The organism is Serratia sp. CoH_122_TC_1 (assembly GCF_058191755.1).
Genome location: NZ_JBXWLA010000003.1, coordinates 90,940 through 113,757 on the forward strand (window position 1 = coordinate 90,940; position 22,818 = coordinate 113,757).

Below are 22,818 nucleotides of genomic sequence, written 5' to 3' on the forward strand. Positions count from 1 at the left end.
GTATTGACGCACTATTTCCCAATTGCTTACGCAATCCTTACATAGCGGTACTACAGTAGGCCGGAGACGGATGTTCAAGCATGCAGGGATGAAAAACCCTAAGAGAACGGTGGGCATAACCCACCGTGACTGAGTTAAACAATAAAGTCTGTCGCCGTATTCGCCTGCCCTACAATTTGAACCAGGAAGTCTGGAGAGGCGTGACCATTTATATTCAGCGCTAATTCACTTAAATTGCTTTGTGAATTATAGGTCAGCAGTGCTTCCCCTGCCTGGCCACTGAAATTGTCAACAAAATGAATAAAGTCCGCACCTTTAGCGCCGTGATTAAAGAAGGACAGATCAATTTTGTCGATGCCGGTTTCAAAGTCCACGATCTTATCAGGGGATGCGAAAGGTGAATCGCTCACCGCTGCGAAAACAAAAATATCGTTGCCGCTGCCACCGTATAGCTGATCCTGCCCCCCACCGCCGTAGATCACATCATTACCGGCACCGCCGTGGAGAATATTGGCGGCGTTATTACCGACGATAACATCATTACCCGAACCACCGATGGCATTTTCAATAATTGCACCCAGTGCAATGGACACGTTCCCCTTCAACCCACCGACATCAGAGAAGGAGCCTTCTGTCAGGTTGATGCGCTGGTTCTGCGTATAGCCGGAGAAATCAAGGGTATCATTACCACCCGCATCCCAAACGGAGAAAACTAATTTCTGGCTGCTGTCCGTCGCCGTGTAGAAATCCCTGCCGGTATTGGAGTTGAACCCGTATACCGTATCCCCGGTACGGGTACTGGTATTCGCGCCATAGAGATGTTGAATAGCGGCAATATCGTCAACCAGAGGCGCTGCGGCAAAATAGCCGCCGTTATCACCACCGGTAACGCCTTCATCCCAATAGCTCATCACGCTGAACTGGCGAGTGTCTTCGGCATAGGTCCCCTTCGCATAGCTAGGGTTTTGGCCGGCATTATAAGCACCTGGGTGATCTAACCCCAGCGTGTGCCCTAATTCATGCGTGATGCTCAGGCGGCCGTAGTTGCCCAACTCAGGGTACAGGTTGGCGTAAACCCCGTCGCGGGGATCCGCGTAATCGTAATTGATGTTGAACCAGCTTTGGCCATCGGTATTATGCCCGCGATAGTCATTACCCGCTCCGGTAAAGGGCTTAATTGCATAAGCCTGGCCGTCGCCTTCGTAATTACCAAAGGTAATATTGGATTTTTGTCCGGGGGCAACTTCGACAAAATTCAGGTTAGCCACATCTGCCCAAGACTGTAAGGACAGTTTTGCCTGGGCTTTTTGCTGCGCGGTAAAGGCACTTAGGCCGGTGTCTTGGCTGCCGAAACGGGCATTCAGGTTACCCTCGTTATAATCCCAAACCGGGAAGGAATAAGTCACCGTCGCGCCTTGTCCCGTAATATGAACGCCATTCCAGGTCTGTTCACTGCGCGCTATTTGCTTACCTGCCGCCTCCACATCGAAAGAAGGCTTATTATTAATCGTTAATCCATTACCTCTATTATGGTAATTGAGCAAATCATTAACACTGTCCCAACCGCTTGTATTTCCATTCAGGGAATTTTCCATGTCCATCTCCAGTAGGTTAATTCATTCCGTTATATATAATTCAATTGCGATATAAACAACTGCTGCCGACTTATATTGCAGCATTTAAATCGTAGTATGATTTTCAGATTGCTCAATCTATATCGCGAAAATAAATGATAATGATGTTAATACCTAATGCGATTCACGGCATGTGCCTTTCCCCGAATGCCCGTGGAACACTCTGCATTCATTTCACCGTCACTTGCCTTTTGCCAGGCCTCTTGCGTTATACTACGCCCCACTTTTTGTAATGAACTCAGATGACTATGGAACGCTTTCTAGAAAATGCGATGTACGCCTCTCGCTGGCTGCTTGCCCCGGTTTACTTCGGCCTGTCCCTGGCCTTGCTGGCACTGTCGGTAAAATTCTTCCAGGAGATTCTTCATGTTTTGCCGAACATTTTCTCCATTGCCGAAGCAGATCTGGTTCTGACGCTGCTCTCATTGATCGACATGGCATTGGTCGGCGGCCTGCTGGTGATGGTGATGTTCTCGGGGTACGAGAATTTTGTTTCGCAATTGGATATCAGCGACGACAAAGAAAAGCTGAGCTGGCTGGGTAAGATGGACGCCACCTCGTTGAAGAACAAGGTGGCCGCGTCGATTGTCGCCATTTCCTCCATTCACTTGCTGCGCGTGTTTATGGATGCCAAGAATGTGCCGGACAATAAGCTGATGTGGTATGTGGTTATCCACCTCACCTTTGTGCTTTCCGCATTTGTCATGGGCTACCTCGATAAACTGACCCGCTACAAGCACTGATCCCCTTTAGCCGCCATGCCCCAATGGCGGCTAACCCTTCTGCCCGCCATTACATTAAAACATTAAAAATCAATTTGTTGAGCAGGCGCTTTAGGCGCAATTAAAGTGACATCGTCACTAAAATTGGCTTCACTTGCCACGTTACCCATTTCTATTAGTGCCATCTGATGATAATAACATTATAATGCTATTACACTTCGATAAGCGCAGAGGCGAGCGTAAGCCGAACGCTTCCGCTGACAGGACCTAGATAAATCATGCCGCTGAATGGTAATCCACTGCAGTACCAGGACGTTCAATCCATCCTGCCACACCGATTTCCCTGTCTGCTGGTCGATCGCATTCTGGCTGACGGCACTTCCATTGCGCAGGGGCGTCTCAGCGCCATCAAAAACATTACCGCCAATGAGCCCACATTTTGGGCCGGTCATCATCAGGTAAATGTATTTCCCGGAATATTGATGGTGGAAGCGCTGGCACAAAGCACCGGGCTATTAGCCCATTACTATCTCAGCCCGCTGTTGCCGGGTGAACACTACTATTTTGCGGCCATTCATCATGCCCGCTTCTATCGTTCTGCCCGCCCCGGCGACCAGCTTCGTATGGACGTCGCCTTTGTTCGGCAACGTTCGGGCCTTGCCCGCTTTACAGGCCGCGCCACGGTCAATGGCCGCCGTATTTGTACTGCCGAATTTATGTGTGCCCGCAAGTAAGGTTGTTTTTTCTAATGGAGGCTCAACGAAAACGTTATGTCTTTGGTTGATAAATTGCTTAATACGCTGGATTTCTCTCCTCGTGGCCAGGTCATCGCCCGGGAACAAGATCACTGCGGTGAAATTATTGTGTCCGACCACAAAGGCTACCGAACCCTGCGTTTCGACGGTATCTGCGAGCAGAGCAAAATGTGTATTAGCGCACCGCAGGTGCCGGTTCACAATTACATTAAAACCATGCTGATGGCCGTGGCCTGGCAACCCCCTTCTGCTGCACTGATTCTGGGGTTGGGGGGTGGCGGCTTGGTGCGCGCACTGCACGCCTATGACGACAACATACTGCTGGAAGTGGTAGAGCTGCGTCAGGCAGTGGTGTCCGTTGCGCGTCAGTATTTCACGCTACCTGCCGACCAACGGGTGATTTTGCACGTCACGGATGCCGCCGATTATCTGCGGGCTAACGTAACGCGTTATTATGATTTGATTTTCTCTGACCTCTACAGCGCCTTTACGATGGATCCTCAGCAGGGCACCCAGCACTTTCTTGAACAGTGTGTCGCGCGGCTTTCGCCACAGGGTTGGCTCGTGCTGAATTACCATGAGGTCCCGGACGAGGACTCACTGCTGTACCACAGTTTGCACCGCGTATTTAACACCGTTTTGTACTGTGTAGCGCCCAGCGGCAATGTGATTATCTATGCGTCACCTGCCGATGTTGAAACGCCGCTAAACTTGCTGCGCCGCCTTTCTGCCGAGATTGGGCCGAGCTTCAATTGCGATCTTGGCTATCTGTCACGCAAGATTGAGCGGTTGCATTTTAGCTGAAACAACACGGCGCTCTTATTATTATCAACCTCTGGAGTCACCCTCATGGAAAAGAAAACGGCGCGTTTAACCGTACTCATTGATCCGGATAAGAAAAAAGCGTTGGAAGAGCTGTGTTTGCAGCAAGATGTCACCCCTTCCCAGGTGATCCGCCAGCTCATACGCGACTATCTGCACAAACACCAGGTTGAGTATCCTAGCCAACCAACCCACTCTAATCCGCGGGTAGATAACGTCTGAAAACAGCGCCAGGCCAGAAACGTTCACCGGTCAACACCTGGCGAACGTTTCAGTGTCCTTTCTGATTTTATATAATTATCAACGTATAAATATAACTATCGATGTATTTTTATGACTATTTTCGCTGCTTCATTAATTATTCATAAGAATTATGATTAACGAAATTCCTACCATGCAATTAATTCCCACGCTAATAAATTCAAATTATTTAAACCACCACAATCATTTCTTAAAGATCACCCTCCCCAATTCATTGATTTAATTTACTTAAAAGACAAGTTTAACAAATTAAAAACAAACCCCTTCTGTTTATTTGATTATTTAAAGTTTTTTTTCCTGTTTTTTAACGTGGTGATTTACATGAGTATCTCTCTTGAAAACAAAAAATACTTCATTTCTTTTTATGTGTCAGTTGATTTTTTAGTCGCCATTGCTATTGTTGAAGATGAGTAATTCATCGCTCCCAAAGCGACTCAAAAACCTTATTTTTATACTTAAAAATGTATAAGGACCTGACTATGCCTATAAAAAAATACGTCATTCTCGACAGTAATCCGGCTGCTGTTGGAAATAATGATTTCATCCTGTTAGGTTTAAAAAACACCGGTTTTGCCAGAGGTTGCCCAATGTTATTCGGGGGTACCGCAGATGCAAAAGACGGCCCGGTTGACGGTAAGAACTTCGCATTAAATGTAATCAAAAGAGAAACCTGGGAAGAGACTCTGCAAAATATTGAAGTCCAACAGGTTGTTCGTTATCAGGTTTACCCTAACGACATTAGTTTTTATACCAGTAAAGACTTTATCTTCACCGGGAAAGTTGCCCTGGGTGGTGAATTTGCCTGGATACGAAAAGTCAGCAAAGGAAAGTTGAAAGCCTATTTTAAGAGTAAACCTTCAGCGACCAAAGCGATGTTTGCACAAGAGTTATATGCCATGACGCTGGATCCTGATATTGACCCTACCGACGGTGAATTTGAGCAATATTTGGGTTCTGACAGTCTGAGCGCCATTTACTCTTACTGCAAAGAGACCTGTAAATAAGCGCAAGGCCAAAATTCTTTTTATCTCACACATTATCCCCTGCGTTTACATCTAAATATTATTGGGTGCTGATATTATGATCACACAAGGTTATACATCAGATGAAAAGAATATTGTCAAAAATGTCATCGGCAAATATACCAACACCGGGTTGTTTGTTATTGATCCCGGTGATCCCTTGCTGGCCAGTTTTTATGATATTCAACTCAAACTTGCCGGTCTCACCTCAGGGTACTCTCCGCAGTTCACCCAATGCTGGCAACAGACAAAGCAACTTAAACGCAGCGGCGGCCTGTTGAACGAGGCCAATAATGGCTCCGCTCAACCGGTCTACAGTATTGTGCGGCTGGATTCAACAGACGGCCGCAATTACCGTGCCGACGCCATTGGTTCCTTGCCGGTATCCGCCGCCAACGTGACGCAAACCCTGGGGTTGTTTGACGGCGAAGCGGTTAATGTCGGTACGGTGAACTACAACCAGGCTTATGTCTATGCCGCAGACTGTACCCTCAGCGCCAATGGCGTCTACCCAGGCAGCCAGATCGCTACCGACTATCCGGTCACGGTGATTTATACCTTTGCACAGACGATTGACAGAAACACAGTATACGGCGCAGAAATTATCACTACGCAAAGTTACCCCAAAGATATTTTCAATGAATCACCTCGAAGTATTATCAATCCGAATGAAATAAAGATTTGTTTAACCCGTGATGAACCCGACTGCGATTATCGGAATACCTATGACGGTTCAGTCAGAGTTCCCATTAAGGGAAACATCACCTATTTTGGCCAAATTGAACTCAACGGCGGCCAGCCGGTGAAAGCCAGTAACACCATTTATCTGATACGCACGCGGGCGGGTGGCGATCCCGTCACCCCTTTCGGCAACTACAATATTTTCACTTCCCCCAACACCCGAATTAATGGTAACAACATTTCCTGGGATTTGGACTGGCTTAAATTTAATCAGGTCAATTTCGAATCAGGTGAATGGATCTATTATGTTTTCAAGGTCATTCTTAACATTGACGGGAAAAGCATCGTTGCTTTTATTACCAATGCGCCGAAAGAGATCGAGCCAGATCAACGTTTTTTAAATACCGTACAGTTAAAACCGATGCGTATTGTGTACGGATGCCTGGCTGGTGACAGCAAAATTCTAATGCAGGATGGTCGTGAAAAATCGATTTCCGCGATTGATATTGGTGAAATTGTATTATCGAAAAATAATAAACCGCTCACCGTTGAGGCGGTCACCCGCGGCCAGGAACAGCATTATCTCGAGATCAACGTACGTAATAGCGCAGGTCAGACAAGAAATATCACTGCCAGTCTGGGGCACCCTTTCATTACACCGTCAGGCGTAGTCATCGCCCGAGAATTAACCCCATCCAGTAAATTAATTACCCTGGATGGCGAAAGCGAAATCATTAGCATTGTTCAACAGCAGGGTGATCTGAACGTCTACAACCTGCAACTCTCCTCCGCCGACGGGCACTACACCGATAACACCCTGTACGCCAACGGTATATTGGTGGGTGATATCCAGATGCAAAGAGTCTATGAGGATGAATATCATCAGCGGCCCGCGAACGTGCTGAACAAACTGCCAAAAGAATGGCATCAGGATTATCAGAACCATCTCAATAAAGCGGGGAAATAATCTCATGTATGAGGGATACCCGGACTTTCAGCAGATTATCGTCACTGACAAGCAAAGATTTATTGCCGCTTATCGGCAAAACGACGCCTACTTTTTATACCCCGAATCCGTCAGCATTCTGGTGGCAGACCCACTGGCGTTTTCTTTGGATATTGTCCGCAGCCCCAGTACCGACAGCGTCTACGGCTGGTTGAATTTCACGACCGAATTGCAGTATGCCGGCGAGCAAAGTTTGGCTGACTTCAAACGGCAGCACCCGGATAAAGCCATTAAGGTACTGCCCATATTACCCGGCAGCCTGGGGTTTGACGTCCCTATTGACTATCACAGCCCCCTCAGCGGGCAAAGCTATGACGCCACCTGGTATTCGGCGCAGTGCGCTCAATTTATTATTTTGCTCAATTCGGCCAGCACCGAGCTGATTGAGAAAACGCTGCGGGATGAAACCCTCGGTTTTAATGCCCGTCTGGACGGCTTTGTTGAGGGCGTCTCGCCCCGTCTGGCCTACTCCGTCGAATGTGATCCCAGGGCGTTGATGCTTGATTTAGCCGCCGGGGTCAAGGGTTCACAGGCGCTCGGCGACAATCGGGTAGCCTTTGATTACGGCCAGCTAACACAGTATCTCTATCAAAATATTGCTTTGTTGCCGCTGCAAATCAGCCCCCCTTTACCGATAAAGGATCCCGAACACAACCTGCTTTTCAGCCAGGCATTACTTGATCGGCTATACAATCTGCTGGGCTCCCCCTACGCCGGTCCGGCCTCCAGTAACACGGCGATGATCGCCCTGACGGTTCCTGCTCAAGGCGGCCGGGTGATTTTCAACCTCGATTCGCTGGTGCTGAGTCGACGTCCTCTGTGCTTCATACTGGATCCCTTTGCCGCTGCGCAGCAAATCGTCAAAGCCACCCCCGATGCCATTATTCACCGTTCAACGGCCCCACCATTGCCCTCAGGCGAGAGGGAGATCAACGTCTTTTACGCCTACCCGCCTGGGCTGAAAAGCAGCGTGTCTATCGATATTCAGCTAACCGTACCGGGTGGTGATATTTACCCCGTGGAGCAGACGCAAACCAAGGTGCTGACGCCGGAGCAAAGTCGATTGATTTTCCGCTTCAGAACCAGCGCGTTGGAAGCGGCGCCTTTCTTCTACCAAATTCGGGTCAACTATTCACAGGATGGCCGTTGGCTCACGCTGAGCAGCGAACTGCGCTCCTGCGCCCAGCCTGCGCTGGTACTCGATTACACCGCGCTGCCCTGCCAATTTATGACGATCAGTATTGATCCGGGCTTTGCCCGGCAAAGCCGAATTAGCGGGCTTTATCATTCCGCCGGCTGGCTGCAGGATTTGGCGTTAACCGCGGCAGCCCCCTATTTCAGCTGTCCCATTCTCGGCGACGAAACCTATGCCGAAGCAACGGCCTACCAGCTAGGCGACACCGGCGTTGTCGTATTGCCCATGCCGATAACCCAAGCCACCACCATTGGTGCCTATAGCTTCCCACAATTTGGTGCACAGCAGGCGCGTATCACCGTCCATTTTCCGGACAACCTGCCCACATTCAAGGTGACGTTCCAGCAGCAAAACGAAAGCCGCACGACGGATCACATCTTCACCCACCAGCAGGACAGCTTCAAATATCAATGGAACGTTACCTCTATTTTTGCAGCCGGATTTCGTTACAAACCCGAGGGTAGCCCATGGTCCGAGATTGTGACCGGCGATCAAACGATTGATGTCAAAGGTGAAAAATGAATACTGACGAGTTGAACCCGCAACAAACATTGCAGAATTTTTTCCTGCTTGGCCGGGCCTTTGCGTTCCACGACCAAAGCCTGCCTGCTGAGTGCTACACCTACGGCAGTTTCATACCCCAGGTGGTGCTGGACACCCCGGGTGGCAAGGTCAGCGCACTGCATTTGCTGACCAGCCCCGGTGGCGGCCTCGCGACCTTCATCGCTCCCAATATGCCGGTCGATACGGCGGCGATAGAAGCTTATATCCGCCAGCATTTTATTCCTGCGCCGAAACCGATCCGCCTGGAACAAGGGGATATTCGCCAGACCTTGTTCCTGCGTTTTGCTCGCCAGCCTGAATCTGACAGTTATAACGTCGAGTTTGAACAGTCCAAAATGCCCCTGACGCATACCGAGTCAGCGTTGTTGGACAATGCCATTCGCGGAGCCAAAAACCAGGTTTACCTGGTGACGCACAGCAAGTTCAACGTCAGCAGCCGCGTCACCGCCAGCCTGGAAACGGACTGGGTGGCCTTTTTGACCCTGGCATTCAACCAACAGGCTCGCCAGCCAGAGGCCATTGCCATTCTGCTTAACCAACAGATTGACGCCGGCGTGGTCACTCTGCTGGAGCAGTTCGACAATGCCCCGTCGGAGCAGACCCGCGAACTGGTCAGAAACGCACTGGTGAAAACCGCATCGCAATTGGTCAGCAACACGCTGCGAAATATCTACTCCATAGATGAAATCCCCAACCAGCTCAGCTATGACGTGAAATACAGCAATAGCGTACCGCAAAGCTATTTGCTCACGCAGCAGCAGGATATCGCCGCCCTGCTTGGTCAACTGCCTGCCGACAGCATTATCACCTTTACGCCAACGCCGTTGCCGGAGCCCAGCCGACCGGACAAACCGATCAAAAATCGGCAGTGCGTGGTCAGCCTGGGGTTCAACCCTAATGGCTTCAATATTATGTCGATCGAACTGCGCTATGCGGGTGAACAAACGCCGATGCCGTGGCCCAGTTTCCCGCCGGTGACGTTAAAAACGCCATCCCCGGTCAGCGAAATCACCCTCAAAGTGACCTTTTCCGACTATTCAAGCTATGAAAAATCGCTCGTCTGGCAAGACGCTATCGCACTTACCCCGCAAGACCTGGGTTTTTACAGCGTGCTGTTTGAGGCAGAACACCTGAAGGCTGATTTCAAAACCCTTTCCGGCAGTGCCAGCTACACCCCCGCCGGCCAGGGCAAAAAGCAGAACTTTAGCTTTGCGTTTCCCGCCCAGCCCTGGCTGGCCAACTGGTGGATCAATGCGCATTCAGCCGGACTGAACGGCCGAATCGAGTACCGCTGGCAAGGAAAAACCGCGTCGATCTTCCCGAAAACCTACGACTCTGGCCCGCAACAGGCCAGCGCAAGCCCCATCAAACTGCAATACAAGTAGTCACATAAACAAGAGGAACACCCTATGTTAACCACCGCTTTGCAGCAATCGGTCAAAATTCCCACGGATAAATACCTGGGTATTAAAGAGTGCGCCTATACCTGTTACGGAGACAGCCTCGACAAGGACATTTTTTACGTGGTGCCTGAAACACCAGTGTTTGTCGCCAGGGATACGAACAGTCCGAGCTTTATGTTTTACAAGTATCGCAGCGAAGATACACAGGGCGGTTATGCGCAGTTTACCGTGATGTTGCCGTTCCCACCGGTAGACCTGCAGGCCAAAATCCGCGCCCAGCTATTTGGCAATATCCAAAGCCAACTGGAGGCGAAATCGGCCCTGATCGTCAAGTATGTCAAAGCAGAACAGGACTACGCTGCAGATCCCGAAAATGCGACCAAAAAAGCGACAATGGACACTGCGCTGCGTAACAGTGGCCTGAACGATGAACAGGCCAGCAAGTTTGTCGCCCTGTACGATCCCAACAAGGGTCCTGACCAGTTCCTTGCTCAGTTATTGCCGGAAAATGCCGAAAAAATCAAACTGATGCAACCTAGATATACTTCGGCGCAGGCGTCTTTGATTCTGGACAGCAACGACAAATTCTACCGCCAGATCCCGACCACGCTGTCGCCATCCGGCCTGGGTGATAACAATACCGTTTTCAGCCTGTCGCTGACCGGTGAAGGCGCGACCTTGTTCGAACAGGTGCTGCAAGGCACAGACAAAAACTCCAGCGTGGGGATTCGCTTCGACTTCAACCTGGATGCCTCTTTGCCGGCGGCCAAGGTCACCGTCAGCTACGACAGCGAAATCACCAAGTCGGTGACGCAAAGCATCAGTTATCACACTTGGTCGGCCGATGAGAAAAAGATCGAGCGTGAATATATCGAAAAAGGCGCCATCAAAATCGACGTTCAGGTCGGGCTGACCGCGAAGGAAATGGGAATGGACGATGCCCAGTACATCAAGTGGAAAGAGGGTCTGACCGCCTGGGGCCAGAAACAGGTCGAACAGATTCTAAGCAGCCAAACCGGGCTGGACATGAGCCTCGAATTGCTCAATGACGCCGACGGTTTTGATAAATTCCAATCCAGCCTCAAAGAAACCAAAAGCTTTACCCGCGTCTATGATGAAAACTCCGTGGTTTCCTTCGCTATCGCGCCACAGACCCAGTTACCCTCTATCCGGTCCATCGTCGGCGAAGCCAATCTTAAAGAGTACTTTAAAGAGTACGACCTCAACGATCCTTTCTACCAGTACATACAGCCCGAATTTTTCGTTACCGACGATTTGGCGCAATATAACGTCGCCAATATCGTGGTGACCGCCATCTACGATAAGGACAACCAGAGCACCCTGCAGTTTTCCCCCAACGACAGCACGCCGAAAAAAACCGGCAAATGGTTTATCAAACCCGAGCTGGGCCGTGCATTTAAATATTCCTACACCGTCAACTTTACCGGTCTGCAGGCTAAACCCTACCATTCTGGCGAAATTCAGAGCGATCAGGATTTGATTATCTCCATTAACGTGGCCGAATGCGGCATCGTGTATGCCGATATCTCTACGTTACTCAACCCTACGGGCTGGAAAGTCTTCAGCCAGGTGGTGATCAAAACGCAATATTCCGATCCGGACAAGGGGATCAAACTCAAGACTGACAATCAGGTGGTGAATGAATCTACACCGCCCAGACCCTTTATTTATCCGATTGGCGTCGACGTGGATAAACCGATTTATTTCTCCACCGACTACTATGCCCTGGATGGCGATAGCCTGACCTATATTCCCAGCGGGGTAGAAACCAGCCCGCAACTGCCGGGTTATGGGTTGATCCGCGGTCATCAGATTCTGGTCGCCAATGCCCTGCCGAAGGCGCAGAAGTACACCATTATCTTTAAGCCAAGTCAGAAAGATATCTCGCTGATCACCTATGAGATGGTGATTTACTACCCCAAATGGAATTTCACGCAGTCCCAATCCCTGGCCCTGACCGAGTTCGATACTAAATCCCTCACCCAATATCTGACCTTTGATCTGATGCAGGTCGAAGCTGACAACGTGCCGCAGATCAAATACATCGCCACGGTGTACTACGGCGACAACAACCAGGAAAAAACCGTCGAAAAACCTGTGACGGGCACCAGCACCATCGTCGTGGTGACGTTCTAATCGGTACACACAACGCAGGGCAACGTGATGTTGCCCTGCCTTCACCTTTATCAAATGGGATTGTCGCTATGAACAGCCAAATCGTAGTGCAAAACATCTGTTTTATCCGAGCCGACCCGGACAGACCCATTTATTACTATTGCGCGGCTGCGCCGGGCATTAGCGTTATCGATGGAAACCAGCCCGCCGTCCAACTGCAGATTTTCCGCAACAGCAGTCAACCGGCCACGGTTTACTATGCCATGCTGTCGCTGCAAACCCAGTTGACCAGCAGCCTTGAGGCCGCCCAGGCGGCAGCAGCAGCCAGCTCGGAGATGCCTCGCGATGCGATATTATTGCCATTACAGGCCATAGCCTGCAGCGCCACTCTGGACATCCCCGGCTTTGTCGCCGGTCAAACCAGCAAAACGTCATTGAGCGACCAACAAAACTGCTATCTGCTGGCCAAACTCCCCGCTGAGGCCGATATCGCCCTGCTGGCGAGCCTGATGGCAACGCCCGCCACCGCGCCCATCGCCATCAGCTATAAAATTGACTACCTGCAACAGCTGCCGCCGGCCACTTTCGAACTGGAGGCCCGCTGGGACCAGGTTTATCAGTTTCTGCAGGAGTCTGTCGGCTTCAACCTGTTGATATTCTCCGTCGATATCGAGGAAACCTCGTCGCGACTCATCAGCGAAAAAGTCGTGACCATTAAAGTCAGAGACACCGATCCCGACGGCCACTTTGCGCAGGCGGCGGCTGAGCTGACGCAGATCCTGACCAGTGAGTTTTTTACTCCGGTGTTTGCCGAGGTGCCGCAACAAGCCAAGCCAAAGGCCGGGTTTTATTTGCAACGGCTGTCGGTTGAGGATATCGATCAGCGACGTTTAAGCGGCAAGCTGAGCGAAACCACGGTAGTGAAACGCTCGCTCTATCCGCAGGCGTTATTCGCCGAGTTGGTCGCCGGTACCGACTATCAGGCCGATCGGGTGATCAGTCAACGCGATCTGCAGGATGACTTCTTCGCCCACCGTGAAGTTCGGATCCATCTGCTGTCGGATGAGTTGGATGCGAATGTCCAACTGGTGACGGTCCGTTTGCGTTATGGCAAGGACAACAAGCAGTTCACCTTCCGTAAAGACGATATCGAGCCTAAAACCTTCAGGTCGCCCAGTATTACCGATCCGAAAACAGGAAAAATGCTGTGGCCCGTCGACTATGACTTCACCGTCTATCTCAATCAGGCGGTGGGCGGCGTGAGATCGGTCAATTCCGGCCCACTGCACACCGAATTGAATGACGTCTATCTAGACATTGAGTCGCTGTATGGCCGTTATGATTTTGTCATCAAGGCAGCCAGCCAATTTGACTGGCGCTGGTACCAGTCAGTGTTGGTCACCCTGCGCTGCCGCCATATGAAACTGCCGGCATCCAGCCTGTCGAAAAGTTTCCAGATTAGCGAGACATCGCAGCAGCATGACTATCCGGTCATGCTACCCAACCCCGACCTCTACCTGTTTGAGGTCATCAAAGAGTACAGCTGCGCCGCCAATTCGCCCCATATCCCTGCGGTGCTGAGCGAACCCACCAGCCAGGATGTGTACCTGTTCTCCCGCCTTTACCACCAACGGGTATTGACGCTGTCCGCCAACATGGACTGGCAGCAGGTCGAAATGGTGCTGGTCTCAGCCAGCTATGCCTACCTGCCTGGTGATGACGACATTTTGCAGCAGGTGTTTCAGTTTACCGAATCCGATGCCGCTCCCCAGCGGTTCAGCGCCGACCAAATCGACCCGCTACGCCTTAGCGTCGACCTGGAGATCTGGTTCACCTACCAACCGGGCCAGCAAGGGGATAAACCCGAGTACGTCCAAACCTCAACCGTTCAAGACGGTATCGATATCGCCAACCTCAATTAATTAAGGAAACGCCATGTTATTACTCAGAGCAAGAACCGCTACCATCAAAAACATCACCTTCTTTGCCGATGACTCCGATGACAATCAGTTCTGGTATTTACCCGGTGATATCCATATCGCAGAAAAAGATGGAAAACCGATTTTTTCACTGATTAAGTACACCGGCGACAACACCGGTCAACAAGGGGGTTACCTCAATTTCGAGGTCAACACCGCCATCGATCCCGCCGAACTGGACAGCGCCTTCAACGAATACCTACGGAAACTGAAAGTTGACCCGAAAACCGCCCGTAAGGCGCAGGTCCCCTATGACAAAGGCACGGTAAACTTTTTTGTGCTTGATGTGGGTAGCACCAACGGCGAGTTGATCAGCGCACAGTGCCCCAGCCTGTTTGGCAATAACAGCGCCATTTTCAGCGCTAAACTGACGCCGCAGCAGGCGGTCATCCTCGAATCCGCGTTTAATAAGGCGCAGGCACCGGCCGCCGTGGCCTATAACCTCGGCTTTACCGGCATCACTCCGGCGTTAAAAGTTGAAGTCGAGGCCAAGTTTGAAAGCCTCTACAAGGAATTTGATCTTAAATTTGGCGCCAACATCCCAATCCCGGTTGAAACCCCCGCCAGTTTCTGGCTGGGTTTTGACAGCGTGATCAAGAAGTTGCAGCAGGACCAGAAGTTGATCATCAAAGTGACCGAAAGCATGCCGAGCGAAGAGGCAGCCAAAGAAAAAGAATGGGCGCTGCAATTCGTCAAAGAAGAGATCTTGAAAAGCTTCTTCACCGCCTCGCTCAAACCTAATGACGACAGCAATACCCAGGCCAAATCGGCCAGCGACTCCATTTTGGACTCGCTGATTTCGAGCAATAAAGAGGGGGAAGAAGGCGGCAAAGGTGGGCTGTTCCCCAGCGCCTCTCTGGAGATAAAACTGGTGCGGATCGAAGAAACCAAGAGCCTCAACTTCAATTACGTTTCCTCGAAGGCCCTCAGCCAATCTGCCGTGCCGCAAAACTTCATCGGCAGCGATATCCTGCGCGCCAAAAAGGAGCCTCCTTACTTTATTGAAGTTAACGTCAACGACCCTTTCTACCAAAAAATCGATTTCACCGTGCTGGGGCCAGACGGTTTTGACGAGTACGGTATTAAAGCGGCCACCTTCAAAATCAGCTACAACCAGCAGGTTTATACGGCAGAGCCCTTCATCGCCGACGACGGTAAATGGAGCAAGGTCATTTCCCGCAGCAGAGACATTAATGAACTCTTTGTGATCGACAGCGAATATGCCTTCAAGTCTGCTGCGACCACAGGTTGGGAAGGCAGCAGCAGCTATCAGCCGCGGTCGGTCTCAGCTTCCACCCTGCTGAACCTGGATCCCGGTTCGGTGTTGACCTTCAACGAGATCTCGATTTTCCTCGACCGAAAATTTTCCTGGGAAAATTACAATCAGGTGATTGTCGAACTGACCTATCTGGACGACAAACAGAGCCGCAAAACCAAAAAATACCTGTTTAACCCAGATAAGACCGAAGAGCAGACTTTCAAGTATCGCTGCCTGACCGAGAAACCCTGGAAGGTCGGCTACAAAATCACCTACCTGCTGGTCGGCGGTGACAGCGTCACGCGGGATGGCACCGAAAACCCACCGGCCATCGTTATTCCGGCCGTGGCATAGGTGACTGACGATGGTCGAACGCAATGCAGTATTACCAGCGGCATGGAACGCCCTGGTAAGTGCCCTGTGCCAAAAAGCACCCTATTTACGGACCACGCTGGTGCCCGAGATCGCTCGTTTCAGCCAGGCTCGCCTGGCTTCCGGCTGCCTGTCCGCCGCCTTTAACACCAGCCTGCTGGGGTATAACGGTTGCCCACTCGAGTTCACCGTTTCGTCATCAAAGCCGCTGGCGCTTGCCTGTACCTTGGATCCTTTTTTGCCTCGCTACGCGGAAAACCGCGGCATCGACGCTTTTTATCGACACAGCCAAAAGATCACCGCCTCACCCGTTGAGCCGGATGTTGAACGCTGTTTTGCCGAGATAGGCCATATGCAACGCGAAAGCGCTCAGCCCTTGAGATTCGGCTCTTGGTTGGGGCGAAAATATACCCCGGAGGGGGTTAAAACCAAGGTGTACTCGGAGGTGCCTGCAGATTGTGCCTGGCCAGGTGGCGTGGCGGATTATCCTGCGGCCTGTCGAGACGTGGGTTTGTCTTTATTGATGATCGGCTATTATCCGCAGCTGCCGGCCTCACCCCGTGAATACTATTTTCAATGGCACAGCGCGCTCATCACCCACGCAGATATTGCTGCGGTAATGGCCTTTTTTGGCTGCGGGACGCTGTTCTCTACGCTGGCCCCCTTGCTGGAATCTGCCCTACTGCAAACCTTGTGTCGCGAGGGTTTCCCCCCCACGACCTACGGTTTTAGCCTGGTCTACGCCCCAGGCGGTGAGCTGGAAAGTTTTACCTTGTTCACCATGGCGGCCAGTTTCTTTGGTGATAACCAGCGCGTATTCCCGGCACTGCAAGCCTTATTGGCGCAAAGCGGCCAGGCCTTGCCCTTATTGCAACAGGCGGTGGATAAGCAGCTTGACCTGCAGTTTAACGTGGTCGGTTTTTCGGTTGGTCTGCAAGGGCATCACGCCACCAGCTGTACCTTCAGCCCACAAAATACCTGCTTTGAGGCGTTGCCGCTGGAGTCTACCCCGGTGGTGATCATGCCTGGCAAACCGGCGCTGGCGACATTACTGGCGCAACAGTGTGCCAGCGGCGCCTTTGCCGCCCATGTCAGAACGCCTGACGGACGCTGGCATCAGGATGAAAACGCCTTTGTGACTGCACAGGTGTTGCGCACCCTGGATTACACCTCGCAGACCGCCCCCTTTATTGAGAAGGCGCTCGATTTTTTGCTGGCTTGCGAGGCCCGCCCGTTCCACTTCAGGTTTTGGCCGAACGCTGCCCATCCGCGCTGGATGGCGAACCAGAGTATCTGCGCAGATATTGACGACACCGCCATTATTACCGAGCTGTTGTACAAGTTTGGCCGCATTTCGTTGTCGCGGGTTAGCCAGACGATTTCACAGATGAACGGCTATCAGGTACGCCGGGTCGATCCGCGGCAGCCCGCCGAACAGCACCAATGGGCGGAATGTCAAAGTTTTCATACCTGGATGAAGGACGACAACGACATCCGCCAGTTGGATTGCTGTGTAAATACCAACGCGCTGATCCTGCTCAACACGCTGACAAGCGGAAACGGTGCCGTATTGCCGGCCTACCGACGCATTATTCAGATGTTGAATCAGGCAGTGCAATGGAGTGACGGCCGTTACGATCGGCTCAGTAGGCTAACCCCCTATTACGCTCATCCCGGCGAATGGCGCACCACCCTGGAGTACGCCAGGCAAACGGGGATCCCGCAACTTTCACCCGTGATTGACGCATTGGCCCGCTGGCAATGGCCCGCTGAATCCTTGGAGAGCCCGCTGTACCGTCGGCACGACGGGCGCTTTCTCTGGACCTCTTCCTGCCTGAACCAATTCAGAACGCTGGCCCAAACCGAATGTACTGAGGATAACCATGAATACCTTTCTCAATGACCTGGTGACACTGAACCAAATTATTCTGCAGAATGCGCGCGAACAGTTTCCTGACGTCGCCGCCAAACAGTTGCGCTATCGGCGAGCAGCGCCGATGGCGGCAAATGACCTCACCGCCGAGGTCTGCACCGAGATCGTTTCAGGCGAAACGCGCTACCAGATTGCCACCAGCACCGACGGCACCCATTGGAGCATGAAACTGGACTTCACCCTCAGCCGTCAGGTGCCGCAAGTTCCCTATGTGGTGCTGAGTTTCACTTCCTTCGGCAGCGCCGAAGAGATGATCTTCAATCAGGTGCTGCTGACGTCACAGGAAAACCGCTACCATGCGCAGCTTGACCTGCAGCGACTGGAGCAACGTGACGCCTTGCTGCGGGCCTTATCCGACTACGATGCGCAGACCACGCTGGTGGTCGCGATTAAAACCGAGCACGGCATCACCAATACCGTCACCGATCCCAAGATTTTCTACTTCGCCGAAAACTACTACCCGTATATTTATCAGGGCATCCTGCCGCCACCGCCACGCCTGCAACTGATCCTGACTCCGCTGGAGTATCAGCAACTGTGGTACAACTACTACCAGGATTATGTACGCAAAAATTATCTTTACTACCTGCCCGATACCTTCCTGTTGGCCACCGATACCGACGGTAAACCCATGCTGTCGATCGCCTTCTCAGCCCCTGAACACGCCACCTCATTGGGAGACGTCCAGGTGACCTTTGACTACTTCCTGTTACCCAAGGTAAGTCAGGGCAGAATTGCTAACGCCACAGAACAGTTTTCGCAAATGCAGGCGGACGCCAGGCTGGTCCCGTTCGCTAATGCCGATACGCTGATGTTGCAGTTGGCGTTGCCCGATGGCAAAACGGAGGAGAAGAATGCGCTGATCAATCTGCAAAGTGGCATTGTCGATTCCTTCACGCTGCCCGCTCAGCAATTTGCGCTGATATGGGACGCGTTATTCGATCGCTCACCGCAAAACCTGCTGCTCAAAGGTTATCTGGCGGTGCAATTCATCGGTTTCAATCCGGATCATTTGCCGGTGATGTTGGCGCTGGACGCCAAATACCAGAACAAGGTGCGCGACTTTATCAAACAGACCGCGCCGGTGGACATCTACAAAACCCTGGAGTTCAGAAGTGACAGCGGGGCTTACGACCCGTCAGGGCCACGCCCGATCAAACGCATTTTGGTCAACATCGACAATCAAACGATCGAGCTGAATAAAGAGCACCCCAACCATGACGTCACGGTCAAAGTTTCAGCACTGGATCTGATCCTCAATCCGGATAAAAAGCTGGTTTATCATTATGATTTGCAGGTTTACTACGTCGACGGTGGCATGACGCCCTACTACGATAAAACCTCCAGCTTTGAGATTATTTACGTGCCGTGATGACTTGTCAGTCTGCCGCTGAAAGCAGGCTACGTAAAAACAGCATGATCAACCGGCCTGTTGGATCGGCGCCCGGGCGACTGCGCTGCAAAGCCAGCCCGTGCGCCATTGCCATCAAGGCCGACGCCAATTCATTAGGGTCTGCCGGCGGCGTCTTTCCCCTTTGCTGAAACAGCGAGCCAATCACCGTGCCAATTTTTGCCTGGTGCGCATCCCAAACACGTTGATACTCAACGGCAAAGGCCGGGCTGCGCTTCGCATGCAATTGCAGTTCAATCGATAATGTACACCAGTCGACCTCCTGATTCAGGGTTGCCGACCATCCTTCAAGCGCGGCTAACACCTGGCTCGCATCAGCGGTGCGATTTTGGGTCAGGCGAGAGAGTTGCGCGGCCTCCGCTTCCATATGCCGCTGCAAAAGCTGCAGCAGCAGATCTTCCTTGGAAGCGAAATTGGAATAAAAAGCCCCCTGTGAGTAACCGGCCTGGTTGACGATATCGCGGATTGAGGTACCACCGTAGCCCCCAGAAACGAATAATTGTCGGGCGGTCTCGATCAAGCGTTCGCGGGTCTGCTGTTGGCTCTCCTCGCGGGTTAGCCGTTTTTTTGTCGTTTTCATCTGGGTCAACTTTACGCGGATTATCCATGATCTTAATGCATTTAAAATATCACTTGATATTTCAAACCGCCACCTCTAGATTTAAATATCACTTGAACTTTGAAAGCCCACTCAAGATATCCATGATGAAAACAAAAACGGCGTTTGTGACCGGAGCAACAGGCCTGCTCGGCAATAACCTGGTCCGTGAACTGGTCTCCCAGGGGATAGCGGTCAAGGCACTGGTACGCTCCCTGGAAAAAGGCCGCAAACAGTTTGGAACGACCGAAGGTATTGAATTAGTTGCCGGCGACATGACTGACGTGAATGCCTTTGCCGAACACCTGCACGGCTGTGACGTCCTGTTTCATACCGCCGCCTATTTTCGTGATAATTACAAGGGAGGCAGTCACTGGGCTCAATTGAAAGCGGTCAACATCACCGGCACTGAGCACCTACTGAATCAGGCTTACCGGTGCGGCGTGCGCCGTTTTGTCCATGCCTCCTCGATAGCCGTGCTCAACGGTGAACCAGGAGCGCCGATCGACGAAACCTGTTTGCGACGGCCCCAGGATGCCGATGATTATTACCGCAGTAAAATACTGGCGGATGACATAGTCTTAGAATTCCTGCGGCAGCACCCGCAAATGAACGGCAGCCTGATCTTGCCGGGATGGATGTGGGGCCCAGGCGATCTTGGCCCTACGTCTTCCGGTCAGTTAGCGAATGACGTCATGCACGGTAAACTGCCAGGCTTGGTCGCGGGGAGCTTTTCCGTGGTCGACGCGCGGGATGTCGCACTGGCGATGATCCTGGCAGCAGAGCGAGGTAGACGCGGTGAGCGCTATTTGGCCGCTGGACGACATATCACCATGCACCAGTTGGTGCCACTGCTGGGGAAGATTGCCGGAGTCAAAACACCCAAACGCACGCTGCCAATGCCGCTACTCTACGTGCTGGCGACACTCCAGGAGGCCTATGCTCGCCTCAGCGGCAAACCCGTCTTACTCAGCATGGCTACGGTACGTCTGATGGTAAAAGAAGCTAATCGCTCCCATTTCAATCACGCGAAAAGTGAGCGAGAGCTGGGCCTCACATTCCGTCCGCTGGAGCAGACACTTCAGGATACCCTGGCGTGGCTGCGCAATAATGGGCAGTAAACACCGGATGTCATCATGCTTTTTGGGCAGTCACCTGTATCGCCCATTTGGCTTGATCTAGAACATCTCAACGTATCGATGCCGTTCACTGGCGTGGAAGGAGAATACATGTTTAGTCATATCACCGTCGGCGTCAGCGATCTGGACAAAGCCGCTGCGTTTTACGATGCCATTTTGCTGCCTTTAGGGTTAACACAACGCCCGGTCACGCCGGATGGCGGCCCCGCGGCACGTTGCTGGGTTGTGCCGGAACACGCCTTGCCACGATTTTACGCTTATCAGCCCTATAATCGGCAGCCGGCCAGCGCGGGCAACGGCAGCATGGTGGCGTTCGCTGCCCACAGTGAGCAGCAGGTTCGTGACGCCTATGCCGCCGGGATCGCCGCGGGCGGCATATCGGAAGGCGAGGCCGGCGAGCGCCCTCACTATGGCCTGGGCTATTTTGGCGCTTACCTGCGCGATCCGGATGGCAATAAAATTCATATCGCTTACCGGGGGGACCTGCTGTAATCGGGCCCCTGCTTACCGATCGTATTCGTCCTGAGGGTCATCACCAGCGCGATGGCCGCTAAGGCTCCAGCCGCCAGGAACGTCACACGCATGCCATTTGACACGGCATCCGCTGTTGCCAGCTTAATGTCACCGGTGTTCGCCGCCAGCATGAACAGTGCCCCCATGGCGGAAGCACCGGTGATCAACCCAAGATTGCGTGAGAGATTGATCATGCCAGAGATCACGCCGCGCTGTTCAGGGGCGGCATGCGTCATCAGTGACGTATTGTTGGCGACCTGAAATAACGCGTATCCCAGGGTGATCAAACACAGTGGCACCAGATAACCCAAGACGCCCTGTTTTATCGACATCATCGCCATGACGCCTGCCCCGGCGGCCATGATCGCCAGACCCGCAGCAGTGACGCTGTATACGCCCATACGATCGACCCACCGGCCTGCAGGCACACCGAGCAAAGCCGCCACGGTCGGACCGGCAGACATTGCCAACCCGGCCTGTCCCACCGGCAGTCCCAATCCACGCGTCAGATAGAATGGCCCCACGACCAGCGTTGTCATCATCACCGTCATCACCAGCGCACTCATCGTCAGCCCAATACCCAACCCCGGCTGCCTGAACAGCGCCAGTTGTATGAGGGGAGATGCGGTGACGTTTTCCAGCCGCACGAATAACCCCGCCCCCAATGCGGCACACAGCAGCAATGCCACATTAATGACGCCAAAATCACCACGCCCCAGCGTCATAGACAGGGCATAGCAGGCCAGCGTTATCCCCAGCAGCAAGGTGCCGGGCAGATCAAACCGGCCGCACTCTTTTTGTGAAGGCTGGCGCCTCTTGGGCAAAAAGCGATAAGCCAGAATAAACGCCAGCAGACCCACAGGAATGTTAACCAGGAACATTGCCCGCCAACCAAAAGCATAAAGCAATGCACCGCCGAGCGACGGGCCCAACGCCGTGCCGATCGCCGACATGCTGCCAAGCAGCCCCATGGCACGCCCGGTGTTGTCTTTATCGACTGTCTCACCCACCAACGCCATGGTCATCGCCATCATGACTGCGGCTCCCAACCCTTGCACAATCCGCGCCGCCAACAGCGGCCACACACCCGGTGCAACGGCGCACAGGCCAGACGCGAAGGTAAAGAGTGCAATTCCCAGCAACAATAGACGTCGTCGCCCTATTCGATCCCCCAAACGCCCTATGGCGATAATGGATGTAGTGATAGCCAGCAGATAGACAATAACGACCCACTGAACCGCCTGGAAAGAGGTATTGAATGCCTGTGCCAGCGTAGGCAAACCCACGTTGGCAATGCTGGCCCCCAACGATGAGACCAACATTGACAGGGACAGGCTGGTGAGAAGCCCCCGTAGGTGTGTACTGCCGGTGACGTGTTGAACATTAAGCTTCATCGCGTTTTCTCCTGAAAGAA

18 protein-coding genes are annotated in these 22,818 nt (G+C 52.3%); 15 read left to right on the forward strand and 3 right to left on the reverse strand.

Annotated features, from left to right (window positions below):
* Positions 1-134 precede the first annotated feature (134 nt).
* Positions 135-1,595, reverse strand: a complete 1,461-nt coding sequence (locus AC2FC2_RS04825) for a serralysin family metalloprotease (protein ID WP_209633326.1) — start codon at positions 1,593-1,595, stop codon at positions 135-137.
* Positions 1,596-1,882: 287 nt separating this feature from the next.
* Here AC2FC2_RS04825 and AC2FC2_RS04830 point away from each other — a divergent pair, with 287 nt between their 5' ends.
* The 13 genes from AC2FC2_RS04830 (at position 1,883) to AC2FC2_RS04890 (ending at position 19,115) form a co-directional block, all read left to right on the forward strand.
* A complete protein-coding gene (locus AC2FC2_RS04830) occupies positions 1,883-2,377 on the forward strand; it encodes a TIGR00645 family protein (RefSeq protein WP_209634202.1) in 495 nt (164 codons plus the stop codon).
* Positions 2,378-2,634: 257 nt separating this feature from the next.
* Complete coding sequence (gene fabZ / locus AC2FC2_RS04835) at positions 2,635-3,090, forward strand: 3-hydroxyacyl-ACP dehydratase FabZ (RefSeq protein WP_265556874.1); 456 nt, start codon at positions 2,635-2,637, stop codon at positions 3,088-3,090.
* 36 nt (positions 3,091-3,126) lie between these two features.
* Positions 3,127-3,915 carry a spermidine synthase gene (locus AC2FC2_RS04840; RefSeq protein ID WP_490658860.1) on the forward strand — a complete coding sequence of 263 codons (789 nt, stop codon included), beginning with the start codon at positions 3,127-3,129 and terminating at the stop codon, positions 3,913-3,915.
* A gap of 45 nt (positions 3,916-3,960) precedes the next feature.
* Positions 3,961-4,155, forward strand: coding sequence for a ribbon-helix-helix protein, CopG family (locus tag AC2FC2_RS04845; protein ID WP_037415083.1), 195 nt, complete (start codon positions 3,961-3,963; stop codon positions 4,153-4,155).
* A 518-nt stretch (positions 4,156-4,673) separates the two neighbouring features.
* Positions 4,674-5,198: an NUDIX hydrolase gene (locus AC2FC2_RS04850; protein ID WP_404759638.1), complete on the forward strand. Its 525-nt coding sequence runs from the start codon at positions 4,674-4,676 to the stop codon at positions 5,196-5,198.
* A 76-nt stretch (positions 5,199-5,274) separates the two neighbouring features.
* Positions 5,275-6,864 carry a Hint domain-containing protein gene (locus tag AC2FC2_RS04855; RefSeq protein WP_490658861.1) on the forward strand — a complete coding sequence of 530 codons (1,590 nt, stop codon included), beginning with the start codon at positions 5,275-5,277 and terminating at the stop codon, positions 6,862-6,864.
* A 4-nt stretch (positions 6,865-6,868) separates the two neighbouring features.
* Positions 6,869-8,620: a hypothetical protein gene (locus AC2FC2_RS04860; protein ID WP_209633315.1), complete on the forward strand. Its 1,752-nt coding sequence runs from the start codon at positions 6,869-6,871 to the stop codon at positions 8,618-8,620.
* Positions 8,617-10,047, forward strand: coding sequence for a hypothetical protein (locus AC2FC2_RS04865; RefSeq protein ID WP_490658862.1), 1,431 nt, complete (start codon positions 8,617-8,619; stop codon positions 10,045-10,047). Before AC2FC2_RS04860 ends, AC2FC2_RS04865 begins: the two co-directional genes overlap by 4 nt.
* Before the next feature lie 24 nt (positions 10,048-10,071).
* On the forward strand, positions 10,072-12,222 hold the full coding sequence (locus tag AC2FC2_RS04870) for a hypothetical protein (RefSeq protein ID WP_490307549.1): 2,151 nt from the start codon (positions 10,072-10,074) through the stop codon (positions 12,220-12,222).
* Between the two features lie 68 nt (positions 12,223-12,290).
* Entirely contained in the window at positions 12,291-14,123 is a 1,833-nt protein-coding gene (locus AC2FC2_RS04875; protein WP_404759642.1) for a hypothetical protein, read from the forward strand.
* 13 nt (positions 14,124-14,136) lie between these two features.
* A complete protein-coding gene (locus AC2FC2_RS04880; protein WP_404759643.1) occupies positions 14,137-15,792 on the forward strand; it encodes a hypothetical protein in 1,656 nt (551 codons plus the stop codon).
* Positions 15,793-15,802: 10 nt separating this feature from the next.
* On the forward strand, positions 15,803-17,713 hold the full coding sequence (locus AC2FC2_RS04885; protein WP_490658863.1) for a hypothetical protein: 1,911 nt from the start codon (positions 15,803-15,805) through the stop codon (positions 17,711-17,713).
* Positions 17,694-19,115, forward strand: coding sequence for a hypothetical protein (locus AC2FC2_RS04890; RefSeq protein WP_209633304.1), 1,422 nt, complete (start codon positions 17,694-17,696; stop codon positions 19,113-19,115). The genes AC2FC2_RS04885 and AC2FC2_RS04890 overlap by 20 nt, the downstream gene beginning before the upstream one ends.
* Before the next feature lie 7 nt (positions 19,116-19,122).
* Here the strand turns inward: AC2FC2_RS04890 and AC2FC2_RS04895 are convergent, their stop codons facing one another.
* Positions 19,123-19,734 (reverse strand): TetR/AcrR family transcriptional regulator, encoded by a 612-nt coding sequence (locus tag AC2FC2_RS04895; RefSeq protein WP_209633302.1) that lies wholly within the window; start codon positions 19,732-19,734, stop codon positions 19,123-19,125.
* A gap of 122 nt (positions 19,735-19,856) precedes the next feature.
* On the opposite strand from AC2FC2_RS04895, the gene AC2FC2_RS04900 reads away from it, so the two are divergent.
* Positions 19,857-20,873, forward strand: a complete 1,017-nt coding sequence (locus tag AC2FC2_RS04900) for an SDR family oxidoreductase (protein ID WP_490658864.1) — start codon at positions 19,857-19,859, stop codon at positions 20,871-20,873.
* Positions 20,874-20,981: 108 nt separating this feature from the next.
* Positions 20,982-21,383 (forward strand): VOC family protein, encoded by a 402-nt coding sequence (locus AC2FC2_RS04905; RefSeq protein ID WP_265556885.1) that lies wholly within the window; start codon positions 20,982-20,984, stop codon positions 21,381-21,383.
* Here the strand turns inward: AC2FC2_RS04905 and AC2FC2_RS04910 are convergent.
* A complete protein-coding gene (locus AC2FC2_RS04910; protein ID WP_490658865.1) occupies positions 21,362-22,798 on the reverse strand; it encodes an MFS transporter in 1,437 nt (478 codons plus the stop codon). The two genes, AC2FC2_RS04905 and AC2FC2_RS04910, sit on opposite strands and share 22 nt — an antisense overlap.
* Positions 22,799-22,818 lie beyond the last annotated feature (20 nt).